The 11,342-nt window shown below is 71.2% G+C and carries 12 protein-coding genes and 1 pseudogene; 7 read left to right on the top strand and 6 right to left on the bottom strand.

What is annotated here, in order from left to right; genetic code table 11:
* Together B351_RS0103470 and B351_RS0103465 are read left to right on the top strand one after the other, a co-directional pair.
* Window positions 1-930: formylglycine-generating enzyme family protein (locus B351_RS0103470; protein WP_019397664.1), on the top strand; the 930-nt coding region annotated here is incomplete at its 5' end.
* A gap of 19 nt (window positions 931-949) precedes the next feature.
* Window positions 950-1,840: a M48 family metallopeptidase gene (locus B351_RS0103465; RefSeq protein WP_026010306.1), complete on the top strand. Its 891-nt coding sequence runs from the start codon at window positions 950-952 to the stop codon at window positions 1,838-1,840.
* A gap of 18 nt (window positions 1,841-1,858) precedes the next feature.
* On the opposite strand, the gene phaR is transcribed toward B351_RS0103465, so the two are convergent.
* The 3 genes from phaR to gluQRS all read right to left on the bottom strand — a co-directional run bounded on the left by phaR (window position 1,859) and on the right by gluQRS (window position 4,131).
* Window positions 1,859-2,356, bottom strand: coding sequence for a polyhydroxyalkanoate synthesis repressor PhaR (gene phaR / locus B351_RS0103460; RefSeq protein WP_019397662.1), 498 nt, complete (start codon window positions 2,354-2,356; stop codon window positions 1,859-1,861).
* A gap of 86 nt (window positions 2,357-2,442) precedes the next feature.
* On the bottom strand, window positions 2,443-3,183 hold the full coding sequence (gene phbB, locus B351_RS0103455; RefSeq protein WP_026010305.1) for an acetoacetyl-CoA reductase: 741 nt from the start codon (window positions 3,181-3,183) through the stop codon (window positions 2,443-2,445).
* A gap of 24 nt (window positions 3,184-3,207) precedes the next feature.
* A complete protein-coding gene (gene gluQRS, locus B351_RS0103450; protein ID WP_019397660.1) occupies window positions 3,208-4,131 on the bottom strand; it encodes a tRNA glutamyl-Q(34) synthetase GluQRS in 924 nt (307 codons plus the stop codon).
* Window positions 4,132-4,223: 92 nt separating this feature from the next.
* Here gluQRS and htpX point away from each other — a divergent pair, with 92 nt between their 5' ends.
* Window positions 4,224-5,099: a protease HtpX gene (gene htpX, locus B351_RS0103445; RefSeq protein WP_026010304.1), complete on the top strand. Its 876-nt coding sequence runs from the start codon at window positions 4,224-4,226 to the stop codon at window positions 5,097-5,099.
* Window positions 5,100-5,170: 71 nt separating this feature from the next.
* Here htpX and B351_RS16150 read toward each other — a convergent pair whose 3' ends face one another.
* The 3 genes from B351_RS16150 to B351_RS0103430 form a co-directional block, all read right to left on the bottom strand.
* Window positions 5,171-5,584, bottom strand: coding sequence for an MliC family protein (locus tag B351_RS16150; protein WP_083852383.1), 414 nt, complete (start codon window positions 5,582-5,584; stop codon window positions 5,171-5,173).
* On the bottom strand, window positions 5,581-6,147 hold the full coding sequence (locus tag B351_RS0103435) for a type 1 glutamine amidotransferase domain-containing protein (RefSeq protein ID WP_019397657.1): 567 nt from the start codon (window positions 6,145-6,147) through the stop codon (window positions 5,581-5,583). Before B351_RS0103435 ends, B351_RS16150 begins: the two co-directional genes overlap by 4 nt.
* A gap of 100 nt (window positions 6,148-6,247) precedes the next feature.
* Complete coding sequence (locus tag B351_RS0103430) at window positions 6,248-8,029, bottom strand: M14 family metallopeptidase (RefSeq protein ID WP_050992124.1); 1,782 nt, start codon at window positions 8,027-8,029, stop codon at window positions 6,248-6,250.
* Between the two features lie 126 nt (window positions 8,030-8,155).
* On the opposite strand from B351_RS0103430, the gene B351_RS0103425 reads away from it, so the two are divergent.
* The 4 genes and pseudogenes from B351_RS0103425 to B351_RS0103410 all read left to right on the top strand — a co-directional run bounded on the left by B351_RS0103425 (window position 8,156) and on the right by B351_RS0103410 (window position 11,304).
* Entirely contained in the window at window positions 8,156-9,775 is a 1,620-nt protein-coding gene (locus B351_RS0103425) for an oligopeptide:H+ symporter (protein ID WP_019397655.1), read from the top strand.
* Between the two features lie 6 nt (window positions 9,776-9,781).
* The gene (locus B351_RS0103420) at window positions 9,782-10,399 is read left to right on the top strand and encodes a rhomboid family intramembrane serine protease (RefSeq protein ID WP_026010302.1); all 618 of its coding nucleotides are present in this window, start codon (window positions 9,782-9,784) and stop codon (window positions 10,397-10,399) included.
* Between the two features lie 68 nt (window positions 10,400-10,467).
* Window positions 10,468-10,998 (top strand): annotated as a pseudogene (locus tag B351_RS18235) (histone H1-like repetitive region-containing protein); the annotation flags it as partial.
* Between the two features lie 69 nt (window positions 10,999-11,067).
* Window positions 11,068-11,304, top strand: coding sequence for a hypothetical protein (locus B351_RS0103410; RefSeq protein WP_125111826.1), 237 nt, complete (start codon window positions 11,068-11,070; stop codon window positions 11,302-11,304).
* The last annotated feature ends 38 nt before the right edge of the window (window positions 11,305-11,342 follow it).

Here is an 11,342-nt window from a genome sequence, read left to right as displayed (position 1 = left end):
GCGGCGAACCTGCGCGAGCGCATCGACCTGGTCACCTACTACGGCCCGTTCCGCCCGGGCCAGGTGTTCACCGACGCCCTGGCCGACGGCAGCCGTGGCCCGCAGATGGTGGTGGTGCCGCACGGCGCGTTCCGGATGGGCTCGGAGGATTCCGACCCGCTGGCCTCCGACGCCGAGAAGCCGGCCCACTACGTGCGCTTCAACCGCGGCTTCGCCATGTCCCTGACCGAGGTGACGGTGGCCGAGTTCGCGCGCTTCGTGGAATCGGCCGGCGCCCGCCCGCGCGCGACCCGGCGCGGCAACTCGCTGGTGTACGACGAGCGCAGCGGCAACTTCGTGCGCCGCAGCGGGGTGGACTGGCGTTCCGGCTACGACGGCCGCCCCGCCGACCCCGGCGACCCGGTGCTGCACGTGAGCGTGCGCGACGCGGAGGCCTATGCCGCCTGGCTGTCGGAACAGACCGGGCGCCACTACCGCCTGCCCAGCGAGGCCGAGTTCGAGTACGCCCTGCGCGCCGGCAACCCCGGGCGCTATCCCTGGGGCGACCACGGCGTGCCGCCGCCGGAGAGCGGCAACTTCACCGGCGGCGACGACGTCTCGCCCGGCGGCCGCACCTGGAACAACGCCTTTCCCGGCTATGGCGACGGCTACTGGGGCGTGGCCCCGGCCGGGCGCTTCCGGCCCAATGCATGGGGTCTTCACGACCTGGCCGGCAATGTTTCCGAGTGGGTCGCCGACTGCTGGCATGCCAGCTACCGGCGCGCCCCGGCCGACGGTGCGCCCTGGTACAACCCCGGTTGCCGGGCGCGGGTGGTGCGTGGCGGTTCCTGGGCCGGTTCGCCGGCGCAGACCCGCTCGGCCTGGCGTTCGCGGGTGGATTCGGACGTGACCAGCGCGCGCATCGGCTTCCGCGTGGTGCGCAGCATCTAGGGCAGAGGAGGGGGGAGCGATGCGCATGGATCCTCACCGCGGGCAGGTCGCCCGCCGGCGCGGCGGCGGCCTGGGCGGAGGGCTGCGCCTGGTGGTGGTGCTGGCCTTCCTCGCCTACGGCGGCTGCTATTACCTGTCCAACCGCACCCAGGACCCGTACACCGGGCAGACGGTGCTGATCGACGCCAGCCTGGGCCCGGAGCAGGAACGCGCGCTGGGGCTGCAGGCCTACGAGGAGATCCTGGCGCAGGAGCCACCGCTGCCACGCTCGGACCCGGCGGCGCAGCAGGTGGCGCGCATCGCCGCGCGGCTGATCGACAAGGTGGACGAGGTCACTGCGGAGCTGGCCGCGGCCAATGGCCTGGAGGCGCCGACCCACTGGCGGCAGTTCGAGTGGGACGTCAACGTGATTCCTTCCGACCAGGCCAACGCGTTCTGCCTGCCCGGCGGCAAGATGGCGGTCTATACAGGCCTGTTCCCGGTGGCACAGAGCGAGGACGCGCTGGCGGTGGTGATGGGCCACGAGATCGCCCACGCCCTGCTACGCCACGGCGCGCAGCGGATGAGCCAGCAGAAGCTGGCGCAGATCGGGCAGATGGCCGGCGCCGCCGGCGGGCTGGACCCGCAACAGCAGCAGATGGTCATGGCGGCGATGGGCTACGGCTACCTGCTGCCGTATGCGCGCACCCACGAGACCCAGGCCGACGAGGTCGGCCTGATGCTGGCGGCGGCCGCCTGTTACGACCCGAACGCGGCGATCGGGCTGTGGGAGCGGATGTCCGGCGCCTCCGGCGGGCAGGCGCCGCCGGAGTTCGCTTCCACCCACCCGAACCCGGGCACGCGCATCCAGACCCTGCAGGCGCTGATGCCCAGGGCCATGGAGTACCGGGAGAGGTTCTGCCGGCAGTGACGCCGGCAGCGGGCGACCTTAGCGGCGGGTCTTGCCGGGCGGGGTGGTGTCGCGCTCGCGGGGCGTGGTCGGGCGGCCGAGGCTGCCGGCCAGTCCGCGCTGGAACTCCTGCCACAGTTCCAGGTTGCGCTCGGTGAGCTGGTTCATCGCCGTCCACGGCGTCTGCCCCAGCAGGTTCCCCATCTGCTGGCGGAAGGTCTGCTGCTGTTCCAGGAACAGCTGCATGCTGCGCTCCAGGTAGTTGCCCATGAAGCCCTGCAGCGAGTCGCCGTAGAAGCGGATGATCTGGCTCAGCAGCTGGGTGGACAGCATCGGCTCGCCGTCCTGCTCCTGCTCGGCGATGATCTGCAGCAGGACCGAACGGGTCAGGTCCTCGCCGCTCTTGGCGTCGCGGACCTCGAAGGACTCGCCGTCCAGGATCAGCTGGCGCACGTCCTCGATGGTGATGTAGCTGGAGATTTCGGTGTCGTACAGCCGGCGGTTCGGGTACTTCTTGATGATGCGGGTGGCAGCCATCTAGAGCGCTCACTCGGGTCTTCAACGTTGCCCGAGCATGGCGCACCGCAGCAGCGCATGCAACTGCCGCCCGTCCCCTTGACGGGCTACCAGCCCATGTGGTGGCCGCCGTTGATGTCCAGGTTGGAGCCGGTGATCCAGGCGGCCTCCTCGGCGACCAGGAAACCGACCGCGTAGGCGATTTCCTCGGGCCGGCCCAGGCGGCCGGTGGGGATGTCGGCCACGATCTTGGCGCGGACTTCCTCCGGCACCGCCATGACCATGTCGGTGGCCACGTAGCCGGGGGAAACGGTATTGACGGTGATGCCCAGCCTGGCGTTCTCGCGCGCCAGGGAGATGGTGAAGCCGTGCATGCCGGCCTTGGCCGCGGCGTAGTTGGCCTGGCCGTACTGGCCCTTGAGGCCGTTGATCGAGCTGATCTGGACGATCCGGCCCCACTTGCGCTCGCGCATGCCCTCGATCACCGGGCGGGTGACGTTGAACACCGAGTTGAGGTTGGTGTTGACCACCTCGTGCCACTGCTCGGCGCTCATGCGGTGGAAGGTGGTGTCGCGGGTGATGCCGGCGTTGTTGACCAGGATCTCGATCGGCCCCAGCGCCTGCTCGACCCCGCGCACCAGGGCGGCACCGCCCTCCGGGGTGCCGACGTCGCCGGGGACCAGGGTGATTTCGTAGCCGGCCTCGCGCATCTGCTGCTGCCAGGCCAGGGCCTTTTCCTCGTTGCGGTAATTGGTTGCGACGCGGTGGCCCATGTCCACCAGGCGCTTGCAGATGGCGGTGCCGATTCCGCCGGTTCCGCCGGTAACAAGTGCGACGCGACTGTTCATCAAGGCCCCTGCCGGGTGCCCCGGCTATTCAGACATGTCCGGCGAAGTTGTAGTGAGGGGCTGATGAAAGTGCAAGCGCGCCGGCAGCCTTGCACGATCGAAGTGCGAAATCGCGCGCCATAGCAGTGCATCCAACCGTTTTTCGCCCCGTAGCGGTGCCGGGTCCTGGCCCAGCAGGGTCCAGCAATGACGCAGTGCGGGAAGCGGATCCGCCGGATCGACCGGCAGCGCGGCGCTGGACTTGGACAGCTTGTGCCCGGAGGCGTCCAGCAGCAGGGGCAGGTGCAGGTAGCGCGGGGTGGGCAGGCCCAGCGCGCGCTGCAGGAGGATCTGGCGCGGGGTGGAATCGAGCAGGTCGGCACCGCGGACCACGTCGGTCACCCCCTGCTCGGCGTCGTCGACCACCACCGCCAGCTGGTACGCCCAGAACCCGTCGGCGCGCAGCAGGACGAAGTCGCCGACCTCCCGGTCCACGTCCTGGGCGAAGCGCCCCTGCAGGCCGTCCTCGAAGGCGACCTGGCTGCCGTCGGCCACCCGCAGCCGCACCGCCGGCCGCGGGCGCGGGGCGGCGGCGACGCAGCGGCGGTGGACTCCGCCGGCCGCGGCCAGGTCGCTGCGGCTGCAGGAACAGGGGAAGGCCAGGCCGGCCTCGAGCAGGCGCTCCAGGGCGGCGCGGTACAGGGGCTCGCGCTCGCTCTGGCGCACCACCGGCAGGTCGGACTCCAGGCCGAAGGCCGACAGCGTGGCCAGCTGCGCCGCGGCGGCGCCCGGCACCTCGCGCGGGCGGTCCACGTCCTCGATCCGCACCAGCCACTGGCCGCCGGCAGCGCGCGCCAACAGCCAGCTGCCAAACGCGGCCAGCAGCGAGCCGGCGTGCAGCGGACCGGTGGGCGAGGGCGCGAAGCGGCCGCGGTAGGGAACGTCGGATGCCTGGGATGCCTGCGCCATCGCGCCATGGTCGCGGCCGGCCGCACTTGATTTCAAGCGTGGCCATGCCCATCTGTCCGGTGTCATCGACGCAACCCACCGGAGTCCGTTTCGTGTTTACCCGTATCGCGTTGTTCCTCGCGACCAACCTCGCCGTGCTGTTCCTGGCCAGCATCGTGATGTCGCTGCTGGGCGTCAGCCCGGACCAGATGGCCGGCCTGCTGGTACTCGGCGCGATGTTCGGCTTCGGCGGCTCGCTGGTCTCGCTGCTGACCTCCAAGTGGATGGCCAAGCGCGCCACCGGCGCCCACGTCATCACCCAGCCGCGCAGCGAGGCCGAGCGCTGGCTGGTCGATACCGTGCGCCGCCAGGCCCAGGCCGCCGGCATCGGCATGCCCGAGGTGGCGATCTACGATGCCCCGGAAATCAACGCCTTCGCCACCGGCGCCAACCGCAACAACGCGCTGGTGGCGGTGTCCACCGGCCTGCTGCGCAACATGAGCGCGGACGAGGCCGAGGCGGTGCTGGGCCACGAGATCGCGCACGTGGCCAACGGCGACATGGTGACCATGGCCCTGCTGCAGGGCGTGCTCAATACCTTCGTGATCGTGCTGGCGCGGGTGGTCGGCGGCATCGTCGACGGCTACCTGTCCGGCAACCGCGAGGGCGAGGGCCGCGGCATGGCCTACTTCGCCATCGTGCTGGTGCTGGAGATGGTGTTCGGCCTGTTCGCGACCATGATCGCGATGTGGTTCTCGCGCCGGCGCGAGTTCCGCGCCGACGCCGGCGGCGCGCAGCTGGCCGGCCGCCACAAGATGATCGCGGCGCTGGAGAAGCTGGCGCTCAACCACGGCCACAGCACCCTGCCGAACCAGATCGCCGCCTTCGGTATCGCCGGCGGCATGGGCGAGGGCCTGCGCCGGCTGTTCCTGAGCCATCCGCCGCTGGCGGAGCGGATCGCGGCGCTGCGCGCCTCGGCCGCCGCCTGAGGCGCCCGACCGCGGATGCAGGACGGCCCGCCATCCGGCGGGCCGTTGCGCCTGGGGGACTACGCCGGCGCTCAGCCCGTGCCGGCGGCGACCTCCTGGCACTGCTGGGCCTCCTGGCCGGACAGGGTCAGCGTCGCCCCGTCGCCCTTGTTCCAGAACTCGTTGCCGTTGGCGTCGGCGTAGCGCGCCCCGGAGGCGGATCGGGCCTGCGGCAACACCAGTTCGCCGCGCTCGTGGGTCAGGGTGACGGTGCCGGCGCCGTTGTCGAAGCGGGCGGACAGGTGCTGTTCGCCGCACTGCCAGCGGCTTTCCACGACGCTTTCGTCGGGCATGCCGGGGCCGGCGGGGTCCATCCCGGTGGCCGCCGCGGCATCGGCCGCGGGACTGGCGGGCGGCGGCGCCTCCGCCGCGGGTCCGGCATCACGCTGGCACCCGGCCAGGACAAGTGCCAGCAACGGCGCAAGCGCGTACGCGGCGCGGGTCATGCCGAGCGCTCCTGGCCCTTGTGTCGGCCCTCGGCGATCTCCTCGACCAGCTTGGAGCAGAACGCCGGCAGGTCGTCGGGCGTGCGGCTGGTGACCAGGCCCTGGTCGACCACCACCTCGCGGTCGACCCAGCGCGCGCCGGCGTTCTGCAGGTCGCGCTGGATGTTGGGCACCGAAGTCAGTTCGCGGTCGCCGACCACGCCGGCGTCGGCCAGCACCCAGGGACCGTGGCAGATCGCGCCGACCGGCTTGCCGGCCTCGAAGAACGAGCGGGTAAAGCGGATCGCGTGCTCGTCGGCGCGCAGCGCGTCGGGATTGAACAGCCCGCCCGGGATCACCAGGGCGTCGTAGTCAGAGGCGTCGGCCTCGGCCACGGCCTGGTCCACCGCCACCGTGTCGCCCTTGTCGAAGTGGCGCATGCCCTGGATCTGCCCCTGCTCGGGCGAGACCACGTCCACCTCCGCGCCGTTGTCGCGCAGGGCGCGCAAGGGCTCGAGCAGTTCCGATTCCTCGAAACCGTTGCTGGCGAGGATAGCGACGCGCTTGCCGGTGAGCTTGCTCATGGGGGCTCCTGGGGTGGGGGAAGGGAGCGGACACCTTAGGCGCTCCCCTGCCGCGCAGGCGCGAAGGCGGCGTGTTCGAATCATTAAGCCCGGCAGGCGTTCAGCGCAGTGGCTGCTCCAGCCGCAGCACCGGGTACAGGCCGTAGCGTTCGTCCCAGGCCGGGTGCCGGCGGTAGAAGAACTCCAGGCGCGCGGCCGGGTCGGCGGCGAATTCCGGGTCGGAGGCCAGGCGCGACTCGAACTGGCGCCGCAGCGCCGGGTCGCGCAGCATCTCGCGCGCGACCTGCTCGGCCACGTAGTCCTCCATGTACTCCTTGCGCTCGAAGGCGTTGTTGAACGCGCCCCAGGCGGCCAGCGAGTCCGGCGCCTGCGGTTCGAGCATGGCCAGCACCAGGCGCGCCAGCGGCTGGGCCGCGGGCACGTACAGGCTGCCGGCGGGGACGTCGTGGCGCTCATCCTGCCAGCGGCCCTGCAGCTCGACCCGCTGGTGGCCTTCGGAGGAATGCGCGGCGAAGGCAATGGACTCGGCGCGGAAGGCCCGCACCGGCAGCGCCGGGCGCGGCGCGTCCAGGCGCCGGTACTGCACGCCGTGGATGTCCAGCAGCGGCTGCACCCGCGCTGCCCAGGCCGGCGGCACCAGGTAGCCGCCGGCGGGGACGGTTGCCTCCAGGGTGGGCACCACCTGGTCGCGCAGCGGCAGCTTCCAGACCTGCGGCGTGGTCTCGTCGTAGCGGGTCATCAGCGCGCCGGACACTTCCGAGGGCGTGCGGGTGTAGGCGTAGCCGCGGAAGTCGATGGTGCGGGCCTGGTCGGTGGTATCCCAGGCCAGTGCCTCGCTGCGCCCGGCCAGCCGCGCGGCGCGGGCATCGGCGGCCTCGGCCAGGGCGCGCCAGCGGGCGCCGTGCCTGGCCATCTGCTCCAGCACCGAGACCACCGCGTTGCGGGTGGTGCGCACGCGCTCGGGATAGGTGCGCCAGGAATGCGTCTCCACCAGCATGCCGAAGCGGTTGCGCAGCAGGAAGTAGCCGTGCGAGAAGCGCGGCGGCGAGACGTCGTCGGCGAAGCCGGAGGCCGGGTCGTCCTCGACGATGAAGGACGGGTAGAAGTCCAGCGGCAGCGAGCCGGCGCGGGCGAGGTCGGCGATCACCCCGTCCCGCCACTGGCGGCCGGCCTGGCGCAGGGCCTCGTCGCCGGCATGCACCGGCTCGACCTGGACCGACACGTCGTGCTCGAACTGGGCGCCGTCGGTGGCGTGCAGGTCGACCATCGCCAGCGGGTCCCACTGCCGCACCAGGGCCAGCATGGCCTGCATCTCCGGCGAGTCGGCCTTGAGGTAGTCGCGGTTGAGGTTGTAGCCTTGGGCCGTGGTGCGCCAGCCCATCTCCTCCGGGCCGCGCTGGTTGGGGCGGTTCCAGGCGCCGAAGCGCTCGTGGCCGTCGACGTTGAACACCGGCACGAACAGCCAGACCACCTTGTCCAGCACGCCCGGGGCGGCCTTGCCTTCCAGGATCTCGCGCAGGGCCAGGAAGCCGGCGTCCTTGCCGTCGATCTCGCCGGCGTGGATGCCGCCCTGGACAAGCACCACCGGCAGTTTGCGGCGGCGCGCCTGCTCCGGCTCGAACGCGCCGGTGGCGGTGACCACCAGCAGTTGCATGGGCCGGCCCTCGGGCGTGGTGCCGAAGCTCAGCGCGCGCACCTTGTCCGGCCAGCGCGCCTGGAAGGCGGCGGCCAGCGCCGGGACTTCGTCGTAGCGGCCGGTGCGCTGGAAGCCGGAGCGCTCGGCCACGGTGGACAGCGGATCGGCGGAAGCAGGGGCGGGGAGCGGCAGGGCGCAGGCCGCGGCCAGAAGCCAGGCCGGAGGGAGGCGGAGACGGAACGACATCGGCGGTACCAGGGGCGAAAACGGCCATGATGCCAGCGCCGCCGGCGGGCGGCAGCCATGGCTGGCGGCGGTACCGGCGCGGGGCCGGGATCGGGTACCCTCAGTTTCTTTTGCGACGGACCCGGGATGAGCACCACCACCGCCGGCCAGGGGCGCATGCCCCGCCAGATCGCCTACATCATCGGCAACGAGGCGTGCGAGCGCTTCAGCTTCTACGGCATGCGCAACATCCTGGTGCCGTTCCTGATCAGCTCGGCGCTGCTGGGATACCTGCCGGCCGGACCGGAGCGCGACGGCGCGGCCAAGGACATCTTCCACATGTTCGTGATCGGCGTGTACTTCTTCCCGTTGCTGGGGGGATGGCTGGCCGACCGCTTCTTCGGCAAGTACCACACGATCCTGTGGTTCTCGCTGGTCTATTGCGCCGGCCACGCCTGCCTGGCGCTGTTCGAGAACAACGCCACCGGCTTCTACACCGGCCTGTTCCTGATCGCGCTCGGCTCCGGCGGCATCAAGCCGCTGGTGGTGAGCTTCTGCGGCGACCAGTTCGACCAGGGCAACAAGGACAAGGCCAAGGTCGTCTTCGACGCGTTCTACTGGATCATCAACTTCGGCTCGTTCTTCGCCTCGTTGCTGTCGCCGCTGTTCCTGCGCCACTTCGGCCCGGCGGTGGCGTTCGGCATCCCTGGCGCGCTGATGTTCGTCGCCACCTTCGTGTTCTGGCTGGGGCGCCGGCGCTACGTCAACGTGCCGGCGGCCGGGCGCGACCCGCATGCGTTCTTCGAGGTGGTCAAGACCGCGCTGCGCGCGCGCCGGCCCGGCCAGGGCCGCCCGGGGCTGTTCGTGGCGCTGGCCGGCGTGGCCGTGGCGGCGGCGATGCTGCTGCTGTGGGCGCTGTCGGCCACCACCGGGCTGCGCGCCTGGCCGGCCGGCTTCAACTTCGTCATCACCGCCTGCCTGGCGCTGGGCGTGGTGATCGCGCTGGGCGGCTGGGGCGCCTCGCTGCAGCTGGAGCGCGCCCGCGGGGTGCATCCGGACCTGGCGGTGGACGGCGTGCGCGCGGTGCTGCGCATCATCATCGTGTTCGCGCTGGTCACCCCGTTCTGGTCGCTGTTCGACCAGAAGGCCTCGACCTGGATCATCCAGGGCCGGGAGATGGTGATCCCGCACGACGCCCCGTGGTGGCCCAGCTGGCTGGTGCAGGACGCGGCGCAGATGCAGGCGCTGAACCCGATGCTGGTGATGCTGCTGATCCCGTTCAACAACCTGGTGCTGTTCCCGCTGCTGGAGCGGCTGGGCTTCCGGATCACGCCGCTGCGCAAGATGGGCTGGGGCATCGCAATCTCCGGCGCGTCCTGGATCGTGGCCGCCGTGCTGCAGCTGCAGATCGACGGCGGCGCCCCGGTCTCGCTGGCGTGGCAGGGCCTGCCCTACCTGTTGCTGACCTTCGGCGAGATCCTGGTCTCGGCCACCGCGCTGGAATTCGCCTACAGCCAGGCGCCGCACGCGATGAAGGGCGTGATCATGGCCTTCTGGTACCTGACCAGCACCTTCGGCAGCCTGTGGGTGCTGCTGACCAACGCGGCGGTGCGCAACGAGGCGGTGATCGGCCGCATCGCCGGCACCGGGCTGAGCGAGAACGCGTTCCTGATGTTCTTCTTCGCCGGCTTCGCCTTCCTCGCCGCGCTGGCGTTCGCCGCCTACCCCCGCCGCTATCCGATGCAGGACAACTACCGCAAGGCCTGAGCAAGCATGCAATCCCTCGTGACCCTGGCCCTGATCGCCGTCACCGTGCTGGTGTCCTGGCGGGCATTCAACGACCGCCGCGTGGTCGACCGCCTGATCCTGTGGCCGCCGGCCATCGCCCGCCAGCGCGAATACTGGCGGCTGCTGACCCACGGCTTCCTGCACGCGGACTTCCCCCACCTGCTGTTCAACATGGTCACGCTGTTCTTCTTCGGGCGCCTGATCGAGCGCCTGATGCTGCAGCTGACCGGCAGTCCGCTGACCTTCCTGCTGTTCTACCTGTCGGCCATCGTGGTGGCGATCCTGCCCAGCTACCTGAAGAACCAGGACAACCCGCGCTACTTCAGCCTGGGCGCATCGGGCGCGGTGTCGGCGGTGTTGTTCGCCTTCATCATGGTCTCGCCGTGGTCGCTGATCTTCGTGTTCTTCATCCCGATGCCGGCGGTGCTGTACGCGCTGTTCTACGTCGGCTACAGCATCTGGATGGACCGCCGCGGCGGCGACAACATCAACCACAGCGCGCACCTGGCCGGTGCCGCCTACGGCGTACTGTTCATGGTGGCGATGGAGCCGCAGGTGCTGCAGGTGTTCTGGGAGCAGCTGCTCAACCCGCGCTTCCGCTGAGCGGGGATCACCTGGCCTGAATGCCGGGCATGCCAGCCTCGCGGGGCGACCCAGCGACGGAGGCACCCATGGCGACACGAAAGGCTCCCGCGCGCCGCGCGGCCGGTTCCGCCGGGAAGAAGGCGGCGTCGGGCACCAAGTCCGGCGCGAGCGCGGCGAAGAAGCCCACGGCGCGCGGGAGCGCCGCCGGCACGACCGCCGCGAAGAGGACGGTGGCCAGGAAAGCCACCGCCAGGAAAGCCACGGCCAAGAAGGCAACGGCCAAGAAGGCAACGGCCAAGAAGGCCGTCGCCGGGAAGTCGACTGCCCGTAAGGCGCCGGCAAGGACGTCCGCGCGCAAGGCCACTGCGCGCAAGGCCACTGCGCGGAAGGTGACGAAGAAGACCGCGGCGAGCAAGTCGACGTCCACCAGGACGTCCGCGCGCAAGACCGTCGCCGGGAAGGCGCCAGCGCGCAAGGCGGCAGCCAGGAAGAGCGCCACGAAGAAGGCCACGGCCAGGAAGACTGCGACGAAGAAGGCCCCGACGAGGAAGGTAGCCACGAAGAAGGTGGCTGCGAAGAAGGCCACGGCCAGGAAGTCCACCGCTGCCCGCGCCGCCAAGACGCCACGCAGGGCGGCGGGCGACGGCGCCCGGCGGCGCCCGCGCAGGCTCACGCCCGAAGAGGCCTTGCAGCGCACGCACGAGTTGCTCGAGGCACACAACGAGCAGGCGCGCCAGGTGCCTGCCTGGCGCCTGCTGGACGGCCAGCAGGCCAGCGGCGGGAGCACGGTCACGGCGGAGGCCTCGCCCGACGTGGCGGGCAAGCAGCAGGAGCTGCACCAGGGCGAGATCCGCGCGCGGGCGACCCAGGGCAGCGCCAGCACCCACGACCGCCGCAACCAGCGCCGCCGCGACCAGCGCTGATCCCGGCGCCCGCCGCCTGTTCAGGCGGCGGGCGAGGG

Origin of the sequence: Pseudoxanthomonas sp. GW2 (assembly GCF_000283075.1) — a bacterium.
Lineage (GTDB): Bacteria > Pseudomonadota > Gammaproteobacteria > Xanthomonadales > Xanthomonadaceae > Pseudoxanthomonas.
Note: the sequence above shows the minus strand (reverse complement) of the source record. Positions and strands in the feature narration are given on the sequence as shown.